Origin of the sequence: Aquimarina sp. ERC-38, from assembly GCF_026222555.1 — a bacterium.
Classification (GTDB): Bacteria; Bacteroidota; Bacteroidia; order Flavobacteriales; family Flavobacteriaceae; genus Aquimarina.
Genome location: NZ_CP098511.1, coordinates 1,341,961 through 1,366,236, shown reverse-complemented (window position 1 = coordinate 1,366,236; position 24,276 = coordinate 1,341,961). Strand labels below are relative to the sequence as shown.

Genomic DNA, 24,276 nt, shown 5'->3' with positions numbered 1-24,276 from the left:
TTAACTAGTAAGTTCTTTTTTTATTTCTAACATCAACTCCTTTCCACCCTTATTTAAAATTTCTTTTGCCCAAAGTTTTCCCGGATTTTTAATATCAGTTAGATCAATTTTTTTATCTAAAGAAATTTTTTGCTTTCCATCGAGACTAAACAAAGCACCTTTAAAAAGAAGTTGTTTATCTCTAACTTGAGCTAACGCCCCGATGGGTGCCGTACATCCCCCTTCTAGTTCCTTTAGAAAATTTCGTTCAATATGTACGCACAACTCGGTTTCTTTATGGTTTAGTTGCGTACAGGCTTCTCTACAATACGTATCTTTTTCATTGGCTACTACTAACATGGCTCCCTGCGCCGGGGCAGGAATCATCCAGTCCAGGGTCAAGCTATTTTCCGGCATTAAATCGATTCGTTCTAGTCCTGCTGCTGCGAAAATAGCTCCGTTCCAGGTGCTATCTTTCAACTTTTGCATTCTAGTATTAACATTTCCTCTTAAATCCACGACTTGGTGCTTTGAAAATTTATGTAACCACTGCGCTTTCCGCCGAAGGCTTCCAGTAGCGATCGTGCCTTCGGATTCTAAAAAATCAAGTCCTTTATGAATTAATACATCCTGAACCTTTGCCCTTTCTAAGATACAAGCTTCCACAATCCCGTGCGGTAATGCGGTAGGTACATCTTTCATGGAGTGAACCGCAATATCAATCTGTCCACTAATCATCGCTACATCCAGGGTCTTTGTAAAAATTCCGGTAATCCCCAGTTCATACAATGGTTTGTTTAAAATTAGGTCCCCAGTCGATTTAACTGGTATCAACTCCGTTTTATAACCTAATGCTTCCAACTGACTTTGTACTGTAGTAGCTTGCCATAAGGCTAATTCACTATCTCGGGTACCCATCCGAATTACTTTTTTCACCTTATTTGTTTTGAATTTGAAAAACCTTTCGGATCAGATCGATACTTTCCTTTTTTGACGTGTTTTCATCTTTTAGATGACTGGCAAAATGGTTGGTAATTTTTTGAATGATACGATTGCTGATAATTTCTGCCTGTTCTTCATTAAAGTCACTAATCTTTTTACGCTGCGTTTCAATTTCAGCATCCTTCATGGTATGCAACTTTTGTTTAAGCGCTTTAATCGTTGGAGCAAATTTTCGAGTTTCTATCCAATCGTAAAACTCAGATTCGACTTCTTTAATGATTTTTTCCGCTTTTGGGATTTGCAATTGCCTACGTTGTAAAGTAGCATCCGTCATTTTAGATAAATAATCCATATGTACCAGCGTCACATTTGGCAATTCCCCTACATCCGTATGTACATTTTTAGGAACTGATAAATCCAGAATCAACACAGGTTTATCTGAGGTAATCATATATTTAGTAATCGTAGGATTCCTGGCGCCTGTAGCGACAATCAACACATCCGTTTTATCAATTTCGTTTTTTAGAACTTCAAAATCTTTAACAACCAAATCAAATTTTCCGGCAATCTGTTCTGCTTTATTTTTAGTCCTATTGATTAGAACAATATGATCGTTCTTTGTATGTTTTACAAGGTTTTCACAGGTATTTCTTCCAATTTTACCGGTTCCAAAAAGAAGAATATTTTTATCAGAGATATATGGGACTTTTGCTAAAATATACTGCACCGCTGCAAAACTAACTGAAGTTGCCCCGGTAGAAATTTCAGTTTCGTTTTTAATTCGTTTACTTGCTTGTATCACAACATTGATCAATCGTTCCAGAAATGGATTAATCATTCCTAATTGTTTGGCAGTTTTAAAACCAGACTTGATCTGTCCTATAATTTCAAAATCACCTAGTATCTGACTATCCAACCCGGTTCCTACCCGAAATAAATGCTTGGCTGCTTCATTATTTTTATGGACGTAAGCTACTTTTTTAAACTCTTTTATAGTACCATGAGTATGTTCACATAAAAGTTTTATTAATTCTTCGGAAGATTTGGCAAAACCGTAAAGTTCTGTACGATTACAGGTAGAGATCACTAATAGTCCAGGAAATTTTTCTTTTTTTGCCTGTTTAAGAATAGATTTCTTAGTAGTTTCATCAATACTAAAATCACCTCGAACCTCAGCATCGGCTTTTTTATAGCTTAAGCCAACCACATAAAAAGTAGTGCCTTGTGCACGTAGGTGTTGTTCCATGTACTTTTAACAATTTCTTTTTGCAAAAATACAGCCTAAGACTTCGTTGTAATAACGCACCAAGTTTTTTAAATATCGCCAGAGGATTTTAAGAGATTGAATAGTAAAATAGAAATAAATCCTTAGTTTTACTGAAACAGAAGCACTTTACTTAATAACAATAGTTCCTTAATACGATATACGAATGGAAATTATAGCTAAAAATATCGACAAAAGAAATTCTGAAGAAATTGTATTGGAAACAGGTTTTATTGTATTGCTTAATACTAATATGTTAACAGTGCCACAACAGATAACCCGTGCTATCGGAAGCCGTTTTATTCAATTTCACTTTTGTACGGAAGGTAGTGTTCAATTTGCTTTTAATCAGGGTACTTATCACTTACCGCTTCGTACCTCCAGAACACTTTTACTTTATAATCCGCAACAAGGTTTACCGATGGATGTTACCTTAGAGAAGGAAAGTACGCTGGTTTCCGTTTTAATTTCTATTGAAAAATTTCATTCGTTATTTTCAAGGGAATCCGGATATATTTCCTTTCTTAATGAAGAAAACGCCGGAAAGAAATACTATGACGACATTGAAATTTCGCCGGCTATATCTTTAATTTTAAATCAAATCATTGGGTTCAACCTAAATACTTCGGTGAAGACTTTATATATAAAAGGTAAGATTTATGAATTATTAAGCCTTTATTTTAGTAAATCCGAAGATACGGATTTGGAACGATGTCCGTTCCTGGTAGATGAAGAGAATATTCAGAAAATCAAAAAGGCGAAGGACATTATTATTAGCCGAATGGCAGAACCTCCTACATTAAAAGAATTGTCTAATGAAATAGGTTTGCCCCTTAATAAACTAAAAGATGGTTTTAAACAAATCTACGGAGATCCGGTGTACACTTTTTTATTTGATTATAAAATGGAAGTTGCCCGACAATTATTGGAGACAGGTAAGTTAAATGTAAACGAGGTGGGTTTAAAGGTCGGATATAGTACGGCGAGCCACTTTATTGTGGCCTTTAAGAAAAAATTTGGCACTACCCCAAAAAAGTACGTTTCTCATACTTTATGAGGAATTATCAATCATTCATTGGGATGCCTACTCCTTTTTGTAGGGAAACAATAGAGTCGTACATCCCCCTGTTTTCTTCGTCCGTATCGTCCAGAACAGATACGAATTCAAAATTTTCTAAAAGTTCCATAAGAAAAGACAACTTCTCTTTTTCTACGTCAATTATGATTCGTTTCATTGCTTTTATATTATGTAATTAGCTTTCTAAAATACAAAATTAAAAGTATCTTAGGTTAATACGCGCTTAATAACAGAACGAATTTATTTTACCAGGTGCTATTTTCAAGTATATGATAATAGAGGATTTCAATTCTTAGTATGGAAACTCTTATCACTTTTTTAATAACTGTCCTTTAAATAGTTCGTATTTTTAACGGTGAAAGAAAAAGAAAAATATGAGTAAAGGTGTACTCCTTGTTAATTTGGGTTCTCCTGATAGTACGGATCCGAAAGATGTTAAAAAATACCTGGGAGAATTTTTAATGGATCCCCGGGTAATTGATGTGCCTACCTGGGCGCGAACGCTTTTAGTTAAAGGAATAATCTTGAATACGCGCCCTAAAAAATCCGCAGCGGCTTATAAAAAGATCTGGTGGAAAGAAGGTTCGCCTCTGATTGTCCTATCAGAACGATTACAACAAAAAGTGGCTCAACAAGTGGATGTTCCGGTGATATTAGCCATGCGTTACGGAGCGATGTCTATAAAAGAAGGATTACAGAAATTACAGGACGCCGGGGTTACCGAAGTGCTTATTATCCCTTTATACCCGCAGTTTGCCATGGCTACGACTGAAACTATACTAGTATTAGCCGAAGAATTGCGTCAGCAACATTTCCCGGAAATGACTTTTACCGATATACCCGCGTTTTATAAAAATCCGGAATATATCCGAGTACTTGCCAGAAGTATTGGTGAAAAGTTGGATGGCCTGGATTATGAACATTTGTTATTTTCTTATCACGGTGTACCGGAACGGCATATTCGTAAAAGTGATATTACCAAGTCTCATTGTAAGCTAGATGGATCTTGTTGTAAAACACCATCCCCCGCTCATGAATATTGTTACCGGCACCAATGTTATGAAACTACCCGACAGGTAGCCGAAATTTTAAATCTGGAAGAAAACAAATACTCTACTTCTTTTCAATCCCGGTTAGGTTTTGACCCGTGGTTGCAACCGTATACGGATCGAACTATCGAAAAAATGGGAAAAGCGGGGGTGAAAAAAATGGCAATTGTAACTCCGGCGTTTGTCTCTGATTGCCTGGAAACTTTAGAGGAAATTGCCATGGAAGGCGAAGAAATTTTTCATGAAGTAGGAGGTAAAGAATTTACTACTATACCCTGTTTAAATGATCGGAATGATTGGGCTGCAGTGGTATCGCAATGGATTGAATCCTGGGTAACCACTGATATCCCCGTTGCATAAGGATGGCAGTTTCCAAATCCGAAACCCTGGGAACCAAACCTATTGGTACGTTGCTTATCGAGCAAGCCGTTCCTGCTTCTATTGGTATTTTGGTCATGTCCTTAAATATGATTGTAGATACCGTTTTCTTAGGAAGATGGATAGGTCCGCTTGCTATTTCTGCAATTACCGTCGTTATACCCGTTACTTTTTTTATAGGTGCCATTGGGTTGGCCATTGGTATCGGGGGCAGTTCGGTGCTTTCCCGGGCGTTGGGATCGGGTGATCAGGACAAAGCCCTTCGGGTATTTGGTAATCAGATTACCCTTACTTTATTAATTTCAGGAAGTCTGGCGATTGCTGGTCTTGTTTTTCAAGATAACTTAATTCGGTTTTTCGGGGCAGATGATTCTTTTCAGGATATGGCGCTTACCTACTATCGGATTGTATTATATGGTATTGTGATGCTTTCTCTTTGTATGATGGGTAATAATGTGATCCGCGCCGAAGGGAAGCCACGATTTGCCATGATTGCCATGATTTTACCTGCAATTGGTAATATTTTAATGGATTATATTTTAATTAACCGTTTGGGATACGGAATGGAAGGGGCTGCCTGGGCTACTTTTATTAGTTATGGCATTTGCTTTGGTTTTATTGCCTGGTTTTTTGTTTATAAAAGTGAGTTGAGATTAGTATTTGAATGCTTCAAATTAAAACCAATAGTCGTCAAAGAAATCAGTGGTTTAAGTTTTGTAACCCTAGCGAGACAAGCAACTATCAGTGTTTTGACCATTCTGTTAAACAACGTTTTAGTTAGGACTGGAGATGCACTGGATGTAGCTTCTTATGGGATTATTAGTCGGATGTTAATGTTTGCCTTGTTTCCGGTTATTGGGATTAATCAGGGTTTTATGCCGATCGCCGGATTTAACTACGGAGCAGAAAAATATAAAAGAGTCCGGGAAGTAATTAATACTTCCATAAAGTACGGAGGGATTTTAGCCATCTGTATTTTTGCGGTCATCATGGCATTCCCTGAGTTTTTTGTTTCAATCTTTGTAAGTAATAAGCCTTCCTTGAACCCTAAAACGGCAGCTGATAATGCCGAAATTCTAAAGCGAACCCCAAACGCCCTTCGTTGGGTATTTTTAGCAACTCCCGTGATCGTAGTGCAATTAGTCGGTTCTTCTTACTTTCAAGCTATTGGAAAAGTAGTACCGGCTTTATTGTTAAGTCTTACTAAACAAGGGTTCTTTTTAATACCATTGTTATTTATACTTCCTCCGTTTTTTGGGGTATTCGGAGTTTGGATTTCCTTTCCTATTGCTGATGTGCTTTCTACTTTAGTCACCGGGTATTATTTGCATAAAGCGGTAAAGAGGGATTTAAGGGTTGCAGAGCCTTTGGCGGTGTAATGTTATCCTATTTACAAATTTTTAGATAACAAAAACTTATCTTTACATCACGTGAAGAATGGTCGCAGTCACTTTTATACAATATATCATACATCTCTACTAAACTCAACATTATGAAGCACATTTTACTTTTATTCGGATTGCTATTCTCTTTTCTATCCTTTCCGCAGGAACTTCAATCCCAGGAACTCAAAGAAGAATTATATGATGCGCTGGAATATCGTTTAATTGGCCCTTTTAGAGGCGGACGAAGTGCAGCAGTAACCGGAGTACCAGGAAAACCTAATTTGTATTATTTCGGGGCAACAGGCGGTGGTGTTTGGAAGACTACAGATGGTGGGCGAACCTGGAACAATATATCCGACGGATTTTTTGGCGGTTCCGTAGGTGCAGTTGCCGTGGCTAAGAGTGACCCGAATGTAATCTATGTGGGTGGGGGAGAAAAAACTTTGCGTGGTAACGTTTCTTCTGGTTACGGTATTGGGAAAAGCGTTGATGCCGGAAAAACCTGGACTTCTTCGGGTTTACCGAAAAGTCGTCATGTACCTCGAATTATAATTCATCCTACTAATCCGGATATAGCGTATGCCGCGGTATTAGGTAATATTTATAAGCCTACTGAAAACAGGGGTATCTATAAAAGCATAGATGGTGGTAAGAATTGGAAAAAAATATTATTTGCTAACGCTGATGCGGGAGCTGTTGACCTGACGCTAGATCCAACTAACCCTAGAATTCTATATGCTTCTACCTGGAATGCCCGTAGAACCCCGTACAGTTTAAGTTCTGGTGGAAAAGGCTCTGCCCTTTGGAAAAGTACGGATAGTGGAACGACCTGGAAAGAAATTTCTACAAATAAAGGTTTTGCCAAAGATACGTTGGGAATTATAGGAGTAACGGTTTCTCCCGTGGATAGCGAACGGGTTTGGGCAATTGTAGAAAATAAAGAAAAAGGGGGTATTTACAGAAGTGACGACGGTGGTGATACCTGGGAGCATATCAACGATGATAGGGCTTTACGCCAACGTGCCTGGTATTATAGTAGGATTTATGCAGATCCTAAGGATAAAGATGTGGTATACGTAGTAAATGTTTCTTACCATAAAAGTAAGGACGGAGGCAAAAATTTTAGCAGTTACCGTGCCCCCCATGGGGATCATCACGACCTGTGGATCGCCCCGGAAAATCCTAACCGAATGATTATAGGAGACGACGGCGGAGCTCAAATTACCTACGATGGCGGTGAAACCTGGAGTACATATCGTAACCAACCGACTTCACAATTTTATCGGGTGACTACGGATAATCATTTTCCCTATCGTATTTATGCTGCTCAACAGGACAATTCTACTATTAGAATCAATCACAGAACTACCGGATCCAGTATTTCAGAAAGGGATTGGGAGCCTACGGCTGGTGGAGAATCTGCACATATTGCGGTGGATCCTAAGGATAATGAAATTGTATACGGGGGTAGTTATGATGGTTTTTTGACCCGGGTAAACCATAGAAACGAAACGCTACGATCTATCAGTGTGTGGCCGGATAACCCTATGGGGCATGGGGCTGAAGATATGAAATATCGGTTTCAATGGAACTTCCCTATTTTCTTTTCAAAACACAATTCGAATCGACTCTACACTTTTTCTAACCATGTACATATGACCGAAAATGAAGGTCAAAGCTGGAAAATTTTAAGTAAGGACTTAACCCGAAATGATCCTAAAACCTTAAAATCTTCAGGTGGGCCGATTACTCAAGATAATACTTCTGTAGAATACTACGGAACTATCTTTGCCGCGGCAGAAAGTCCGGTAAAAGAAGGAGTTCTCTGGACAGGAAGCGATGATGGTTTGGTTCATCTTTCGCAAGATGGGGGTACTTCCTGGACAAATGTTACTCCTAAAGGTATGCCTGAATGGATGATGATTAATAGTATCGAACCAAGTACTTTTGATGCTGGGACTTGTTATATTGCAGGAACTAAATATAAAACCGGCGATTTTACACCATATTTATATAAAACTACAGACTATGGGAAAAGCTGGAAAAAAATTACAAATGGAATTCCGCCGGAACATTTTACCCGTGTTATTCGAGAAGATTTAAAACAGAAAGGATTGTTGTACGCTGGTACAGAAACCGGAATGTACATTTCTTTTGATGACGGAACCTCCTGGAAGCCTTTTCAACTGAATTTACCAATTGTTCCCATAACAGATTTAAAAGTAAAAGAAGACAATCTAATTGTTGCTACTCAAGGCCGGAGTTTATGGATATTGGATGATTTATCCGTAATTCGACAACTTAATAATAAAAAATCCGGAACTAATTCTTCTTTTTTATTACAACCTAAACCTAGCTATCGTATGCAAGGTAGTAGTGTAAAAGATGCTAAAACCGAAGGTATAAATCACCCTGCCGGGGTAATGACTTATTTTTACCTGGATACTTTTAATAAAGAAAAGGATACGATTTCGCTTACCTATTTAACCACTAAGAATGATACGATTAATACTTATTATTCTAGTGTTAAGAAAGGAAGTAAAAAACTAGAAATTCCGGATGTAGAAAAAGGTTCTAACCTGTTTACCTGGAATATGCGAGGTAAAGGGGCGGAAAAACTAGACAGCATGGTATTATGGTGGGCAAATCTAGATGGCCCTAAAGCTGTTCCGGGTACTTATAAAGTAAGTTTGGCAGTTAATAATAAGGCAATCGCTACCCAAGAATTTAAAATTTTAGCAGATCCTAGAGCTGAAGCTACCCCTGAACAAATGCAACAACAATTTAATTTTATTACGGAAGTTAACAAAGTAGTTGACCGTGCGCATCAATCAATCAAAAAAATCCGAACGATCAATAAACAATTGAGTCAATTTGAAAAGGAATACGGACAAGATGAAAAAACCAAAGCTTTAGTTGAAAAAGCGAAGAACTTACAAAAGGACTTTAGCAAAATTGAAAAGGCATTATATCAAACTCAAAATAAAAGTAACCAAGACCCTTTGAATTTCCCAATACGCTTAACCAATAAATTAGGACATTTAAATTCGTTAGTAGGCATGGGGGATTTTGGACCCACAGATCAGGATATTGCAGTAAAAAAAGAATTAACCCAACAGATCGAAAAACAACTTACTACATTTGATAGTTTACTTTCTAAAGAAGTAAAAACATTCAATAATGAGTTTATAGATTTAAAGTTGAATTATTTGTTAGTAGAGGAAAAATAAAATGATAGCATATTGTTAGAAATATATCCATACATAAAATCCCTTCACCTGATTTTTGTAATTACCTGGTTTGCCGGATTATTTTATATTCCGCGGCTTTTTATATATCAAATTGAAGCCAGCCAAAAGCCACAACCGGATAGAGATATTTTAGTAGGTCAGTTAAAATTAATGACTAAACGACTTTGGTTTATTATTACCTGGCCCTCTGCTATTTTAGCGACGCTTTTTGCCGTTTGGTTATTGTTTCTTCTTCCGGATTGGTTACTACAATCCTGGATGCATGTTAAACTAGGATTTGTAGTACTATTAATTTTATATCACTTAAAAAACCATCAAATTTATAAACAACTGCAAAACAAGGTTTATAAATGGGATTCTAATCAAATGCGTTTATGGAATGAAGGCGCTACACTCATTTTATTTTCAGTAGTATTTTTAGTGATTGTTAAAAGTGCCTTTAATTGGATCTACGGAGTAATTGGAATTATTTTATTAGGTATCTTTTTAATGTTAGGAATAAAAGTTTACAAAAGAATTCGAGATAAAAACCCGAGGGCTTAATTTTATGTTTGTTGATTTATGAAGTACCTTCCCTTGTACTAAAACTGTTTTTATCTTTTAGTTACACCTTAGAAAGTACCGTTATATGCAATATTTAAAATATCTAAAAAAGCACTTCTAATAAGCTGACGACTTTTCCCTATATTCGTGCAACTTTTACCTTTTCTTTATGATCAAATCAATGACTGGCTTTGGGAAGTCGCAACTTCAGCTTCCTACTAAAAAAATTACTATTGAAATTAAGTCTTTAAATAGTAAAAACCTGGATATCAACGCCAGAATTCCATCTCAATATCGGGAAAAGGAATTAGAAATGCGAAAACTGATTTCGGCAACTTTGGAACGGGGGAAGGTAGATTTTGGCTTGTACTTAGAAATTACCGGGGATGAAAACGCTACTAAAATTAATGAACCTATTGTATCTGATTATATAAAACAGTTAGCTTCATTTTACAAGGAAGGTGATAGAGGGGATTTATTAAAAATGGCTATCCGAATGCCGGATGCGTTAAAGACAGTGCGAGAAGAAGTAGATGAAGATGAGTTTAATCAAATCATAAAAGGATTAAAAACTGCTCTTTCCAAAATAGATGCTTATCGTAAAGATGAAGGAAAAGTGCTGGAAGAGGATTTTAAAAATCGTATTACCATCATTGAAAATTTATTGAAAGAAGTTATTAAAATTGATCCTGAGCGTATTGAAGTAGTAAAAGAACGCTTACGAAAAGCGGTAGAAGATTTAAAAGAAGAGGTAGATGAAAACCGATTTGAACAAGAGTTAATTTATTATCTGGAAAAATTTGATATTACCGAAGAAAAAGTGCGGTTATCTAATCATTTGGATTACTTCACTAAAACTTTGAATTCTAAAGATTCTAATGGGAAAAAGTTAGGGTTTATCGGACAGGAAATAGGAAGGGAAATTAATACTATTGGTAGTAAAAGTAACTACGCCCCTATGCAACAACTTGTGGTACAAATGAAGGATGAATTAGAAAAAATTAAAGAACAATTACTAAACATCCTTTAGATCAAAGGAATGAATAGTTAAGTATAGTGTTATGAAAAGTGGAAAACTGATCGTACTGTCAGCTCCTTCAGGAAGTGGAAAAACAACATTGGTTAAAGATTTATTACATAAAGAAGAACTGAACCTTGAATTTTCAATATCAGCGGCTTCAAGAGAACCTCGTTCCGGAGAACGTGACGGAAAAGATTATTATTTTTTATCCTTAAGGGAATTTAAAGATAAAATTAAGGCAGATGAATTTTTAGAATGGGAAGAAGTGTACCGGGATAATTTTTACGGTACTCTAAAATCTGAAGTGCAGCGTATCTGGGATCATGGTAAAAATGTAATTTTTGATATTGATGTAGTAGGAGGTTTAGATATAAAGCATATTTACCCGGAACGAACCTTGGCTATTTTTATAAAACCTCCTAGTATTGAGGAATTAAAAATTCGTTTAAAGAAACGTAAAACGGAGTCCGAAGATAAAATTAATATGCGTGTAGCCAAAGCTTCTACTGAACTGGCAACCGCTCCTCAATTTGATGCCATTGTTACTAACGATGATCTTGAAAAAGCAAAACAAGAAGTTTATCAATTAGTACAAAAGTTTCTAGAAGTATAATTTAATTAAAGTAAAGTTTTGAAATTATAATCATCTATATTTTCAAAAGTGGGTAGTTTTGAAATTAAGAATTTTTGTATTTTTACAACATCAATACCTGCCTCGCCTCTTTGTTCTATCTTAAGATACGATAAATGCGCATTTTTGGCGGGTTTTTTGTTTTTATGAATAAAATAATATACAGTAAACTTCCCAAATCATTTAGTAAACAAGTAGATTTACTTGAATCTCGTGGTCTTATTGTTAAAAATAGAAAAAATGTTCAAACCATATTATCTAATATTAGCTATAATCGGTTAAGTGCTTATTGGTATCCTTTTCTAAATGAACCAAAGAATGACGAAATTTTCAAATCAAATATTCATTTTGATCAAATTTTTAAAATTTATCAGTTTGATAGTGAATTAAGAATAGTTATGTTCTATGCTATCGAACAGATTGAAATTGCTCTTAGAACTCAATTAATATTTCATCTTTCCCATAAGTTTAATTCCGGATTTTGGTTTGAGAATAAGGACGCGTTTAAAAGTTACCTATTTTATATAGAACTTTTAAAAAAACTTTCTGTTCATACTAAGGATTCTAATCATGAATTTATCAAAAAATATAGTAGAAAATATGAGCAATACATACCTCCTTGCTGGAAGAGTTTTGAAACCCTTTCCTTTAACACCTTATTTTCTATTTATAAAAACTTAAAAGATAAAGAAGAAAAAATAGTTATAGCTAAGCATTTTGGTTTACATCATGAGGTATTCAAATCTTGGATCCATACTATAATTTATTTAAGAAACATTTGTGCACATCATAGTAGATTATGGAATATCGTATTAATTATTAGTCCGGTTTGGTCTAAATCTCCTCATTATGAATGGGTGCAAACATGGGAAAACCAAAATCAACCAACTAAAGATAAAGAACTTAATATGTATGCTGCTATTTGTATAACTTCATATCTTACCAATAGAGTTAACCCTTATAATAAATTCAAGGATAAAATTAAAGAATTGCTTAGCAGATTTCCTGATATTAATACACGGGGTTTGGGTTTTCCAAATAATTGGGAATCAGAATCTTTATGGAAATAACAATGAGAAAAACAGGACTTTTTTTCGGATCTTTTAATCCCATTCATATCGGGCATTTAGCCATCGCTAATCATATAGCTGAATACTCCGATTTGGATGAAGTATGGCTTGTTGTTACACCACATAATCCTTTTAAAAAGAAAAATACACTTCTAGATAATCACCACCGTTTAGAAATGGTTTTTCGGGCAACGGAACCTTACTTAAAATTAAAACCCAGCGATATTGAGTTTAATCTACCACAACCTAATTATACGGTACATACCTTAGCCTACTTGCAAGAAAAATATCCAAAGAATAGCTTTCATTTAATTATGGGAGAAGATAATCTGAAAAGCTTTCATAAATGGAAGAATTACGAAACCATTTTAGAAAATCATCATATTTACGTGTATCCCCGAATTTCAGAAAAAACCGGAGAACATCAATTTCAAGGTCATCAGAAAATTCATAAAGTAAACGCTCCGATTATGCAAATCTCTTCTACCTTTATTCGAAAAGCCATCAAAGAACAAAAAAATATCATGCCGTTACTTCCTCCCGAAGTATTTACCTACCTGGACGAAACGAATTATTATAGGTAAAAAATTAAAGGTATGAATTAGTTCCCCTTAAAATTCGCCTTTCTTTTTTCTAAGAATGCCCGGGTTCCTTCTTTAAAATCTTCGGTTCCAAAACAATTACCAAACTCCTCAATTTCCCTTTCAAAACCATTTTCCCCTTCAGTAAAACCGGAATTAATGGCTTTAATAGCAGAAGTGATAGCTATTGGAGAGTTTTTTATCATTTTAGAAGCTAGCTTATCAGCTAAAGGAAGTAATTCCGGTAAAGGTACCACATGATTTACCAATCCGTACAGTTCCGCTTGATCCGCATCGATCATACCTGCAGTCATGATCATTTCCATAGCACGCCCCTTACCAACTAATTGTGGTAGTCTTTGCGTCCCTCCATAACCAGGTATGACTCCCAGGGAAACTTCAGGCAAACCCATTTTGGCATTTTCACTTGCAATTCTAAAATGTGCTGCCATCGCTAATTCTAATCCGCCTCCTAGGGCAAACCCATTAATCGCAGCGATTACCGGTGTTTCTAAATTAGCTATAAAATCAAATAAAAGTTCCTGTCCCCTCCTAGCCAATTCTGCTCCTTGTCTTGTTGAGAAATTAGCAAACTCACTAATATCTGCCCCGGCTACAAAAGCCTTTTCGCCGGTTCCGGTAAGGATAATAACTTGTGTTTGATTATCTTGATTAGCACTATTAAAAGCTTCATGTAATTCTTCAATAGTAACTTTATTTAAAGCATTTAATTTTGCAGGCCTGTTGATAGTTATTTTAGTAATTCCTTCTTCAGAAGAAACTAGTATATTAGTGTACATATATACAATTTTATAATTAGCTTTTTGGAAATTTAACTTTAAAAACCGTTCCTTTATCCGGTTGCGATATAAAAGTAATACTACCATTGTAAGTTTCTACTATATTTTTTACCATGGCTAGCCCGAGCCCCATACCACTGGTCTTGGTAGTAAATTTAGGTTCAAAGACCTTCGTTTTATTTTCATCGTCAATACCAATTCCATTATCTGCAACGGTGATTACCACATCAGTATCTTCGGCAAAAACATTAACCATAATCTTCGGCGATCGTTCTTCAGGTATGGCCTGAATACCATTTTTAACAAGATTTGTCACCACTCTTATTAATTGCGTACGATCAAATTTGGCAATTATGGATTCCTCGGCATTCGGAAATACAATATAATCTTCATTAAAAATATCCAAAGCCAACCTGACAATTTTAACTACGTCCAGGGTTTCACTCTTCTGAGCAGGCATTTGCGCAAAATTTGAAAAAGCCGAAGCAATAGAACTCATGGTATCAATTTGTTGAATCAACGTATTACTATATTCCTGTACCTTTTTCTTAATATCCGGATCTTTTGGGTCAAACTTTCTTTCAAAACTTTGTACGGTCAATCGCATCGGAGTCAGCGGATTTTTAATCTCATGAGCCACCTGTTTTGCCATTTCCCGCCAGGCAGCTTCTCTCTCGCTTTTAGCAAGTTTAGCCGCACTTTGTTCCAGTTCATCGATCATTCCGTTATAAGCCTGGATTAATGAATATAATTCCCCTCCGGATTCTCCTACCTCAATACGGTTGTTTCGTTTATCTAATCGAGTTTGATCCAGGGTTTCTGATATGGATTTTAAAGAACGGGTGATATATGCAGATAAAAAATAGGCTAAAAGTATAGCGATCATCAAGATCAAAATAAAGCCCCCACCTAAACGTTTTAGAAATTCAATCAGTTCACGGGTAATTAGGTCATCATCTTCTAGATAAGGTAGGTTAATAATAGCCAAAGGTTTGGATCTACTGTCAGTAATATAAGTATAAGAAGACAGAAAACGCTTATTATTCTTTTCAGAAATGATTAAATAACGTTTAGAAATATGCGATTCTAAAGTATCAATAATAGCTCTTTTAAGTTGCTTATTGATCGTATCATTCCATAAACTATTTTCTGATTTTACTAATAAACTACCAGACAAACTGTAGATATGAATGGGTAAGGAATGTTCTTGAGAAATCTGATAAATACGTTCCCGCTCCCTAAAAATTAACGGAATATTTTCTTCGGTTACCGGAAAAGTTGTGCTTCGCAGGGCATTATCGATAGCGATCTGGATTCGTTCTTCTTTACGTTCCAATCGCTCTTTATGATAATCTTCGGATTCTTCACGATACTGGTAAATAGCAACTGCGGCTATCAATACCGAAGCGATCAGTACCAATAAAGTCATGGATATAAAAATCCGGGTTCGTAAAGAAAATTTACTAAGTTTCATTAAACCGGGGTGTTGCATCCAAGATAACAAATATCAGTCCAACTCTCTATTTAGATTGTATTATAAATAGTACATTTATAAAATAACTTCTTTTACTTAGTACCCATGTTGCTATCTGTACGAAATCTGCACGTTTCTTTTTATACTGGTTCTGTTGAAAATGAGGTGCTATCTGATATTTCTATTGATATCGCTAAAAATGAAATCGTAGGTGTGGTAGGGGAATCCGGAAGTGGAAAATCAGTGACTTCCCTCGCCATTATGGGGTTGTTACCTAAAAATATTTCTAAAATTACTAAAGGGACTATTCTTTTTGATAACGAAGATTTGACACAAATAGCTCCTACTACGTATACAAAACTACGGGGAAATGATATCGCAATGATCTTTCAGGAACCGATGAGTTCTTTAAATCCTTCCATGACTTGTGGAAAACAGGTCGCAGAGGTATTATCCTTACATACACAATTAACTCAGGCAGAAATAAAGCAAAAAGTACTTATTTTATTTGAAAAAGTAAAACTACCGGATGTTACCCGTGCTTATCGGTCTTATCCGCATCAATTGAGCGGAGGCCAGAAGCAGCGGATCATGATTGCCATGGCTATCGCCTGTAATCCTAAACTTTTAATTGCAGATGAGCCAACTACAGCTCTGGATGTAACCGTTCAGAAAGATATTATTTTGCTATTGAAGGAATTACAAAAAGAATTCAAAATGAGCGTTCTCTTTATTTCTCATGACCTGGCTTTGATTTCTGAAATTGCAGATAAAGTGGTGATCATGTACCATGGAAAAGTTATTGAACAAGGAGAAACTTCAACATTGTTTAAAAATCCGGTTGAAAAATATACTAAAGCTTTACTATATTCTCGACCTTCCTTATCTGTTAAACTTAAAAGGCTACCTACTGTTTCGGACTATGGGAGAAAAGGGTTTTTGCCAGAGGTCGTCTCTCGCGAGGATAGAGTTCTTGCCCACCAGAAATTGTATAGTCAGAAACCTATATTAGAAGTTAAAAATGTATCGAAATCTTTTTACTCACAGTTATCTTTATTTAAAACCAAAGAATTAAAAGCAGTAAATAATGTTTCGTTTCGTATCTATAAAGGAGAAACGCTGGGATTAGTTGGTGAATCGGGTTGCGGAAAATCAACCCTTGGAAATATTATCTTGCGTCTGACCAAAGAAAATGAAGGAGAAATATTTTATAAAGGAAAAGATATTACTAGCCTTTCGGGGAAAGCGCTTTCTTACTTTAGAAAAGATGTTCAACTTATATTTCAGGATCCTTTTGCTTCTTTAAACCCTAAAATGACGGTAGGCAGTGCTATAATGGAACCGATGCTTTATCATAAGCTTTATAGCACTAAAACTGAATGTAAAGTGAAAGCACAGGAATTATTAAAGCAGGTTGGATTAGACGAAACACATTTTTACCGTTATCCTCATGAATTTAGTGGTGGTCAACGTCAACGAATCGGAATAGCCCGGACGATTGCCGTACAACCCGAACTAATTATTTGCGATGAATCCGTAAGTGCTCTTGATATATCCGTACAGGCGCAGGTATTGAATTTACTAAATGACCTTAAAGATAATTATGGCTTTACTTATATTTTTATATCTCATGATTTGGCTGTAGTCAAGTATATGTCAGATCAGTTAATCGTCATGAACCAGGGGAACATTGAAGAAAAAGGAGATGCCGAAGAAATTTACAAACATCCTAAAAAGGAGTATACTCAAAAATTGATTTCAGCTATTCCTAAAATTAGTGATGCATGACATAAAGACTTATGTTTTATCTAATTCCTTCTTTACGCTTACATTTATGAATTATTTGTAATGAATAAACCCGCCTTAAAAAGCGGGTTTATTCAATTTATCTTTCTAAATTTCTTTGGAAGTCCAACTATTATTTACCTCCATGTAATTCATTTTGCCATTTGTACAATTCGACCCACTTTCCTTCGTACGCCATCTTTGCTTGTTCCGGCCAGGATGCTGGTCGGTGAATTTCAAATCGTTTTCCTCCGGAATTTAAAACTTCCTGACATTTTTCTACTGAGGTTTCAGATAAAGCTTTCCAGGTTTTAATATCAAAACTATGGAACAATTCTTCAATTTTTGGTCCGATTCCTTCTACGATTTTTAAATCGTCTTGTTTTACGGTTTTGCCAAATGCTGTTTTTGCTGCAGCTCCGTCAAATGGTAATAATACAGGTGGGGCGCTTGCTGTAAAAGAATTACTAGCAGAAGTACTAGGTGCTGATTTACTAGCAGCCAGATCCGAATTACATTTGGATAGATCCGATTCAAGAGAAGAAGTCTTGGCCTTACAAGCTCTTAAATCGTCTTCTAAAGAATCATTTTTTCTTTTTAATAAAGCCAATTCATCCGAATTATCTTCCCCTTGAGAAAGTAACCTTCCTAATAAGTATCCCAATATAGCACAAATAATTCCAGTAATAATAGGCCATATCCAACATGGTAAATTCATAAGTATTAATTTTAGTGTGATTAGTTTTTAGATTATTTTAAGGTAATAACAGTTCTCCTGTTCTTTGCCTGTCCTTCTTTAGTATTATTACTGGCAATTGGATCTTTTGGACCTCTCGAACTAGCTTCAATTTTTGCAGCAGCAATACCATTCTGAATTAGGTATTCTTTTGCAAAATCTGCTCGTTCCTGTCCTAATTTCATGTTTGAAGTTAAACGCCCTACACTATCCGTATGACCTACTACCAGACAAGTAGCACCTTCTACCTTGTCTAGGTATCTAGAAATATCAGCAACTTTTTGTCTTTGTTCGGCTGACAAGTTGATTTCACTTTCGTTTGTATTGAAATATAAGACCAAAGGGTCTGCTTTGATACGGGCTGCCATATCTTCTAATTCTTCTGCTGCCGCTTCCTTATCTGCTTCGTTGTCAGTTTCCACCACTAAAGAAAGGGGTCCAATAATAGTAGTATCTCTAAGTAGCACATCTTCTTTTATTTCTCCAAAGGTGTTAATTTGCTTAGAATTTACTCCTTTAGCCACTAGGTAGTTTTTAACATCCGTCGCCCGTGCAACCCCTAGATTAGGTAAAGCCCCTGAATAATTTTCTGAAGATTTATAGTACCCGGTGATATTAATTACTTTGTTCGGATTGTCGTTTAGATAAGAGGCTAATTTAAGTATTCCGGTATCTACTTCCGTTTTTACTGGCTCCAAATGGGTTTCTCCGGATAATGCAAAATTAATATTATCTTGAGCAACCGTATAACTGAAATCTCCTCCGTTTTCGCTGATGGTAAATGCATTTACAGGAGTTTCTTCTACAACAGGAGCTACGGGAATTTTTTCAGTAATTTTTTCTTCTTCAACTATTGTTTCTTCAGGAGCACTACAACAAAAAGAATATTGCAAAAAGGTACCCAGAATGATAGTTAGGATAATACCTAGCAAGTACATAGTCTTACTCATATAGTGGTTATTTGTGTGTTATTAAAGAAGGAAAGTTATTAAAAAAAAATTAAATAACCTGAATTTAACTATAGATAACAGAAAAAGACCACTTTAAGAAGTAGTCTTTTTACATATTGGTTACAAAATAATTAACCTTTAAATTGGGGGTTAATCTAACTTGTTCATATACTCTTATATTACCTTTTTACTAAAAGGCTTCCAAGTTATCTTGTTTGAAAATTTATTAGTTGATAACTTATATACTATGTCACAAGTTATCCCATAGGATTAACTCCGCTTCCACCCGGGCCGCTACCGCACCAACCGCTATCTTTATTAAAAGTACCATCAGGATTAATAGCCGAAGGGCAATGGTCACTACCATCATCTAGGTCCGGATAATTAGTACTATTTACAGTACCACCCTGGATACTTTGCATTTGATTTACATTTAATTTTGAAAAGTTGCTGTTTTCTAACATGATTTTGATTTAATTGATGAATAAATTTTTATAATGGAATATTACGCGGATCTTTCTTATTAAAAGGACTGTTAGGATTCGATACTACAGGATTTTCTTCTCCTGTATAGGTATCCGGATCTGCATCCCAGTCAAACTGAATATTAGGTGATCCTTGATTTGTAGTACCTCCGTTGATACTTTGCATTTGACACATGCTTAATTTTGAGATTTTACTGTTTTCTAACATGATTTTGATTTAATTGATGAATGTTTTAAATGTTATTTTTGATGAATGACCTTTGCATTTATATCTTCTATTTAGAAAATAGTATGAAGTACGCTTTCTATACATCCGATACAAAGGGAGCATACGAAATTTGATATTTCAATGACAATTTCTAAAAGAGAAAAGAACATAAAAACCTAATTTTGATAATTTGAATGTTGTTTTTAATATGAAACAAATATATGCGGAGAAACCACGTTAAAACAAGGGAAGTATATCCCTATTCCGGGAATATGGTATCCAAATTCGCGAATTTGGATGATAAAAAACTTGATATACTGCCTTGTAAGCTTTTATTTTGCAGCCTATTGATAAAAAACTTAATGAATTTTAAAAAAGGAAATAACTTTTACCTTATTATCCTCCTTATTCTCTGTTTTTGTGAACACTTACAATCTCAAAAAGTAGCAGATTCTCTTAAAAATGTATCTTATGACTACATGTGGGAACGCTATTATGCAGATACTACTCGTGCTGCTAAGATCATTTATACAGATGCTATAATTGCACGAACTAAAAAGGAAGGGGATACGGCTACGTTAATGGGAGGGTATGAATTACGTTCTTATTTGTATCGAAAAAATAATAGAGATAAATACTTATCATATTTAGATAGTATTATTAAATTGGGAGAATTAAAACCAATTAACGGTTATCCAGAAGATAAATTATTAGAAAGAGGGGTGGATTTCTATCTAAATAACGATTTAAAAAATGCTCTATTAGATTTTATAAAAATTGAGGACTTTGGTAAAAATAATACTAATTTAATTAGAAGAAATTACAATCATTTAGGTCTCGTAAAGTATGAATTAGGTGATAAATTTGGAGCCTTAGAATCTTATTTTAAAAGTTTAGATATGCTGAAAAGAGAAAGTAATTCATCTCAAAAAAGCTATTTAATTCTTTATTTTAATATATCTAATATTTATAATGAGACTGGTAAGTTAGATTCTGCTCAATATTATATTAATGAAGGAATTAGAATATCTCAAGAACTTAATGATACATTATATTACAATCATTTCATAGCAAATAAAGGAATTAACTTATTTTATAAGGAAGATTATGAAAGAGCTAATGAAATCTTAAAGAAATGTTTAGATTCAGTTCAAAGTGAAGAGGTAAAAGCGCATATAAATTATTACTTAGGAACTATAAATAAAAAAATTGGAAAATTTGAACAAAGTTTAAAACACTACCTAATTGTTGATAGTATTATTAGTAAAATAAATGTTCTCAATCCTTTTTATCGTAAAACCTATATAGAACTAATAAACCATTATAAAAGTAAAAAAGAATTAAAAAGTCAGTTCTATTATTTAAATAAGTTGATTAATATGGATAGTATTAATCACGAAAATGAAGTATTCTTAAATAGAAATCTCTACACTGATTATGAAATACCTAAGTTAAAAGCAGAACGGAATCAAATTATTTTTAACATTAAGCAAAAAGATCGAAAAAAAATGATTTGGATCATTGTCTTATTAGTAGGAAGTATATTGATTTTATCCGGTTTTATTTATCAATATTATAAAAGAAAAAGCTATCAAACTAGGTTTTTGACTCTATATAATAATCAGGAAAATGATCAAAAAAAAGAAGTACCTACTAATATAAAAAAACCATCATATCAATTGGATATCTCTGAAGAGATTATAGTTCATATTTTAGAGGGTTTGCAAAAGTTTGAAAAAAATCATGATTACTTAAGAGCAGAACTTACTTTACCTAATTTAGCAAAACAACTACAAACGAATAGTAAATATTTGTCAAAAGTAATCTCTGCAAAAAAAGGAAAAAACTTTGTTCAGTATATTAATAATTTGCGGGTGAACTATGCTATTAAAAAACTTAAAAATAATCTTAGTTTTAGAAAGTATACGCTAGTAGCTATTGCCAATGAAATTGGTTTTAAAAAAAGCGAATCCTTTACAAATGCCTTTAAAAAGGAAACTGGGATTACTCCATTTTATTTTATAAAAGAATTACAGAAAAAACATCCAAATTCGTGAATTTAGAGTTTTATGAATTATCCAATTGTTGTTCAATAGCTTCTTTGGAAATATTGGTTGTAGGAGAATCAGTAACTATAATACCTTTTTTCAAAATAATTACTCTTGAGGATACAGTTATAACTTCATCCAGGTTATGACTTGAAATTAAAAAAGTAGTGCTACACGCATCGTTATACTTTCTAATCAATTTTGAAAGATATTTTCTAGAATAAAAATCTAAACTGTTGTAAGGTTCATCCAAAATTATGAATTCATTTTTACCTAAAAAAGTAGCTAATAGTCCCACTGGTTGTGTAAACTAAACTCTGTCTAAATTTATTTTTACGTTTTAGTACTGATGCGTTAAGATTTATTAATTGAATAATTTAATAGGGTTACCCATTTAAGTCTCAAATACTTGTAAGTGAGGATATTATTTTGTAAATTATAGGTAAATATTTCACAAATGAAGATATTAAAAGAGCTTGATAGACAGGTATTTATAGATCGGTTTACAACTAACGAAGATTGTTATAAGTTTTTGGCAAGATTAAAATGGGAAAACGGCTATAGTTGTAGGAGATGTAGCTCAACTGCTTACACAAAGGGCAAGCAACCTTATAGCCGTCGTTGTAGTAAATGCGGTTATGACGAATCTACAACGGCAGCAACCCTATTTCATAAACTTAAGTTTGATATCCTTAAAGCCTTTGGGATGCTCTACGAGGTTTCCACTAGTAAGAAAGGGGCAAATAGTATTTGGTTAGCAGAACGTTTTGGTTTGAACCAAAAAACAACATGGGCATTTCGCCAGAAAGTACAGTTAGCTATGGAAAGCAGTGAGCAGTACCCTTTAGAAGATGAAGTCCATGTTGATGAGTTCGAGATAGGTACACCCTAAAAGGGGGAACAGGGAAGAAGTAAAAGTGATACGAAAATGAGGGTAGTCGTTGCTTTTGAATACAGGGATGGTAAGTCTGGAAGGGGCTATGCTAAAGTTATAGAAGATTATAGCGCCAGGTCTTTAAAACCATTGTTTGACACGCATATAAAGAATGATGCCAGTATATTAGCGGATGGTTGGCCTGGTTATCACCCAATCAAAGAAGAATACCCTGACTTGAAACAAACTTTATCAAACAAAGGAAAAAACTTTAAAATGTTGCACATACAGATCAGGAACTTTAAAAACTGGTTGAGAGGGGTTCATTCTTATTGTAATAAAGAATACCTTCAAAAATACATCGATGAATATTTCTTTAGGTTCAATAGACGGAACCACAGGGTGTCAATCCTAGATAAAATAATAGAACGTTGCACTAGCCATGAACCCATAACTATTAACCAACTAAAAATTATTGCGAACTAAATGGGTAACCCTATAATTTTATTTGTTCATTGACATTTTGTTTTGAAATTGTTTTGGTAAGCAATTCTTTTATTGGTGTTTTATCCATTGAGGATATGCCTAAGATTTGTATAATTTGATAAATGGATAATTCACTCTTTATAGAGTGTTTGACACGAGCTATTATCAAGTATGTGCATATAGCCACCCATACGTGAGTGTTAACTGCATTTTCAGTATGTCCCCAAAGCTTTTTTATAGTTAAGTTTTGCTTTATCCACTTAAAGAAGGTTTCTATTTGCCAGCGATTACGGTAGAGTTTTGCCACTTCAAGTGCTGACACCTCTATATTGTTGGTCAGAAATAGTAGTGTCGTATCGTTTTTCTTATCATAGTATTCTACTAATCTAAGAGGTTCTGGATATAGTTTTTTAGACTTATACCATTTAGAACTATTATTTTGTCGCTTCTAAGACCAGTTGTCTTATCGATATTAAAGTTTTCCTCTACGATGTCATAACTTATGTTTGACTTAGCTCTTGTGACAAAAAAAGCTTCACAAGTATTAATACGATAGAGCGCTTGGAAATCGACATAAGCTTTATCCATCAGGTAAATAGCATGAGGCACAGGAATTAACAAATCCAATATGTTACTGTCATGATATTTTCCATCACTTACTAGTATAAATGAAGGTATACTACCTCTGAGATCCAGTAATGTATGAATCTTTATAGCCCCTTTAGAATATTTTCCAGGAGCCCAATTAAATAACATAAGACTCAGAGAAATTGTAGTGGAATCTAGGGCAAAGACTTCATTGTCTAAGTTGACATTTGGTATTGGAGATGAATTATAAAGAGGTCGGACCTGATCAATAAGATATTGTCCAAAATCTCCAAAAATCCGCCAATCTCTACGCTCATTTGCACGAGATAAAGAAGATTGGTTTACATACCCACTGAATCCAAGATGATATAATTTGCTTCTATGTGCTTTTAAACAAGTAGCTATATCTCTCAAAGAATTACGAGAAGTCAATTGACCAAAGAACAATTGGATGAATTGATTCCAGCAATTAAAATTTCTGAATCTGTAATCTCCGTTGTACCTCTTTACGCATTTTTCAAACTCATACTTGTTTATAAATTGTAAAAGTTGTGCAAAGACATATTTTCCAGAGTTCATAACAGTTTTTAAACTGCTAAACTAAAAGCCATTTCAAATCAAAAAATCAAAGAACGTATATTAACCCTTATCATTAAAGGGGTTATTGAAA

The 24,276-nt window shown here is 34.6% G+C and carries 24 protein-coding genes and 1 pseudogene; 13 read left to right on the top strand and 12 right to left on the bottom strand.

Annotated features, from left to right (window positions below):
• Both hemC and hemA read right to left on the bottom strand, forming a co-directional pair.
• A complete protein-coding gene (gene hemC, locus NBT05_RS05850; RefSeq protein WP_265772555.1) occupies positions 1-915 on the bottom strand; it encodes a hydroxymethylbilane synthase in 915 nt (304 codons plus the stop codon).
• A gap of 1 nt (position 916) precedes the next feature.
• Positions 917-2,167, bottom strand: coding sequence for a glutamyl-tRNA reductase (hemA, locus tag NBT05_RS05845; RefSeq protein WP_265772554.1), 1,251 nt, complete (start codon positions 2,165-2,167; stop codon positions 917-919).
• Between the two features lie 184 nt (positions 2,168-2,351).
• Between hemA and NBT05_RS05840 the strand changes: the two genes are divergently transcribed.
• The gene (locus NBT05_RS05840; protein WP_265772553.1) at positions 2,352-3,242 is read left to right on the top strand and encodes an AraC family transcriptional regulator; all 891 of its coding nucleotides are present in this window, start codon (positions 2,352-2,354) and stop codon (positions 3,240-3,242) included.
• Positions 3,243-3,249: 7 nt separating this feature from the next.
• Here the strand turns inward: NBT05_RS05840 and NBT05_RS05835 are convergent, their stop codons facing one another.
• Positions 3,250-3,420: a hypothetical protein gene (locus tag NBT05_RS05835; RefSeq protein ID WP_265772552.1), complete on the bottom strand. Its 171-nt coding sequence runs from the start codon at positions 3,418-3,420 to the stop codon at positions 3,250-3,252.
• Between the two features lie 217 nt (positions 3,421-3,637).
• Between NBT05_RS05835 and hemH the strand changes: the two genes are divergently transcribed.
• The 8 genes from hemH (at position 3,638) to nadD (ending at position 13,175) form a co-directional block, all read left to right on the top strand.
• Positions 3,638-4,672, top strand: coding sequence for a ferrochelatase (gene hemH / locus NBT05_RS05830; RefSeq protein ID WP_265772551.1), 1,035 nt, complete (start codon positions 3,638-3,640; stop codon positions 4,670-4,672).
• Between the two features lie 2 nt (positions 4,673-4,674).
• Positions 4,675-6,069 (top strand): MATE family efflux transporter, encoded by a 1,395-nt coding sequence (locus tag NBT05_RS05825; protein ID WP_265772549.1) that lies wholly within the window; start codon positions 4,675-4,677, stop codon positions 6,067-6,069.
• A 113-nt stretch (positions 6,070-6,182) separates the two neighbouring features.
• Positions 6,183-9,305, top strand: coding sequence for a WD40/YVTN/BNR-like repeat-containing protein (locus tag NBT05_RS05820; RefSeq protein ID WP_265772547.1), 3,123 nt, complete (start codon positions 6,183-6,185; stop codon positions 9,303-9,305).
• A gap of 12 nt (positions 9,306-9,317) precedes the next feature.
• A complete protein-coding gene (locus NBT05_RS05815; protein ID WP_265772545.1) occupies positions 9,318-9,869 on the top strand; it encodes a CopD family protein in 552 nt (183 codons plus the stop codon).
• Between the two features lie 169 nt (positions 9,870-10,038).
• A complete protein-coding gene (locus NBT05_RS05810; RefSeq protein WP_265772544.1) occupies positions 10,039-10,899 on the top strand; it encodes a YicC/YloC family endoribonuclease in 861 nt (286 codons plus the stop codon).
• A gap of 31 nt (positions 10,900-10,930) precedes the next feature.
• Positions 10,931-11,503 carry a guanylate kinase gene (gmk, locus tag NBT05_RS05805; RefSeq protein ID WP_265772543.1) on the top strand — a complete coding sequence of 191 codons (573 nt, stop codon included), beginning with the start codon at positions 10,931-10,933 and terminating at the stop codon, positions 11,501-11,503.
• A gap of 164 nt (positions 11,504-11,667) precedes the next feature.
• Positions 11,668-12,591, top strand: coding sequence for an Abi family protein (locus NBT05_RS05800; protein ID WP_265772542.1), 924 nt, complete (start codon positions 11,668-11,670; stop codon positions 12,589-12,591).
• Between the two features lie 2 nt (positions 12,592-12,593).
• Positions 12,594-13,175, top strand: a complete 582-nt coding sequence (gene nadD / locus NBT05_RS05795) for a nicotinate (nicotinamide) nucleotide adenylyltransferase (protein WP_265772541.1) — start codon at positions 12,594-12,596, stop codon at positions 13,173-13,175.
• Positions 13,176-13,192: 17 nt separating this feature from the next.
• Here the strand turns inward: nadD and NBT05_RS05790 are convergent, their stop codons facing one another.
• Together NBT05_RS05790 and NBT05_RS05785 are read right to left on the bottom strand one after the other, a co-directional pair.
• Complete coding sequence (locus tag NBT05_RS05790) at positions 13,193-13,972, bottom strand: enoyl-CoA hydratase/isomerase family protein (protein ID WP_265772540.1); 780 nt, start codon at positions 13,970-13,972, stop codon at positions 13,193-13,195.
• Between the two features lie 16 nt (positions 13,973-13,988).
• Entirely contained in the window at positions 13,989-15,446 is a 1,458-nt protein-coding gene (locus tag NBT05_RS05785; RefSeq protein ID WP_265772538.1) for a HAMP domain-containing sensor histidine kinase, read from the bottom strand.
• 105 nt (positions 15,447-15,551) lie between these two features.
• On the opposite strand from NBT05_RS05785, the gene NBT05_RS05780 reads away from it, so the two are divergent.
• On the top strand, positions 15,552-17,234 hold the full coding sequence (locus tag NBT05_RS05780) for an ABC transporter ATP-binding protein (RefSeq protein WP_265772537.1): 1,683 nt from the start codon (positions 15,552-15,554) through the stop codon (positions 17,232-17,234).
• Between the two features lie 130 nt (positions 17,235-17,364).
• Here the strand turns inward: NBT05_RS05780 and NBT05_RS05775 are convergent, their stop codons facing one another.
• From NBT05_RS05775 to NBT05_RS05760, 4 genes are all read right to left on the bottom strand, one after another.
• Positions 17,365-17,949: a hypothetical protein gene (locus NBT05_RS05775; RefSeq protein ID WP_265772536.1), complete on the bottom strand. Its 585-nt coding sequence runs from the start codon at positions 17,947-17,949 to the stop codon at positions 17,365-17,367.
• A 32-nt stretch (positions 17,950-17,981) separates the two neighbouring features.
• Positions 17,982-18,917: an OmpA family protein gene (locus tag NBT05_RS05770; protein WP_265772534.1), complete on the bottom strand. Its 936-nt coding sequence runs from the start codon at positions 18,915-18,917 to the stop codon at positions 17,982-17,984.
• Positions 18,918-19,174: 257 nt separating this feature from the next.
• Positions 19,175-19,381 carry a hypothetical protein gene (locus NBT05_RS05765; protein WP_265772532.1) on the bottom strand — a complete coding sequence of 69 codons (207 nt, stop codon included), beginning with the start codon at positions 19,379-19,381 and terminating at the stop codon, positions 19,175-19,177.
• Between the two features lie 28 nt (positions 19,382-19,409).
• Positions 19,410-19,610 (bottom strand): hypothetical protein, encoded by a 201-nt coding sequence (locus tag NBT05_RS05760; RefSeq protein WP_265772530.1) that lies wholly within the window; start codon positions 19,608-19,610, stop codon positions 19,410-19,412.
• Positions 19,611-19,972: 362 nt separating this feature from the next.
• Between NBT05_RS05760 and NBT05_RS05755 the strand changes: the two genes are divergently transcribed.
• Complete coding sequence (locus tag NBT05_RS05755) at positions 19,973-21,667, top strand: helix-turn-helix domain-containing protein (RefSeq protein ID WP_265772529.1); 1,695 nt, start codon at positions 19,973-19,975, stop codon at positions 21,665-21,667.
• A gap of 10 nt (positions 21,668-21,677) precedes the next feature.
• Here NBT05_RS05755 and NBT05_RS05750 read toward each other — a convergent pair whose 3' ends face one another.
• The gene (locus tag NBT05_RS05750) at positions 21,678-21,956 is read right to left on the bottom strand and encodes a hypothetical protein (RefSeq protein WP_265772527.1); all 279 of its coding nucleotides are present in this window, start codon (positions 21,954-21,956) and stop codon (positions 21,678-21,680) included.
• A 159-nt stretch (positions 21,957-22,115) separates the two neighbouring features.
• Here NBT05_RS05750 and NBT05_RS05745 point away from each other — a divergent pair, with 159 nt between their 5' ends.
• Both NBT05_RS05745 and NBT05_RS05740 read left to right on the top strand, forming a co-directional pair.
• A complete protein-coding gene (locus NBT05_RS05745) occupies positions 22,116-22,550 on the top strand; it encodes an IS1595 family transposase (RefSeq protein ID WP_265769582.1) in 435 nt (144 codons plus the stop codon).
• A 36-nt stretch (positions 22,551-22,586) separates the two neighbouring features.
• Positions 22,587-23,018 carry an IS1595 family transposase gene (locus tag NBT05_RS05740; protein ID WP_265772526.1) on the top strand — a complete coding sequence of 144 codons (432 nt, stop codon included), beginning with the start codon at positions 22,587-22,589 and terminating at the stop codon, positions 23,016-23,018.
• Between the two features lie 10 nt (positions 23,019-23,028).
• Here the strand turns inward: NBT05_RS05740 and NBT05_RS05735 are convergent.
• Positions 23,029-23,370, bottom strand: a pseudogene (locus NBT05_RS05735) (transposase); the annotation flags it as partial.
• A gap of 29 nt (positions 23,371-23,399) precedes the next feature.
• Positions 23,400-24,185: an IS4 family transposase gene (locus NBT05_RS05730; protein WP_265772523.1), complete on the bottom strand. Its 786-nt coding sequence runs from the start codon at positions 24,183-24,185 to the stop codon at positions 23,400-23,402.
• Between the last annotated feature and the right edge of the window lie 91 nt (positions 24,186-24,276).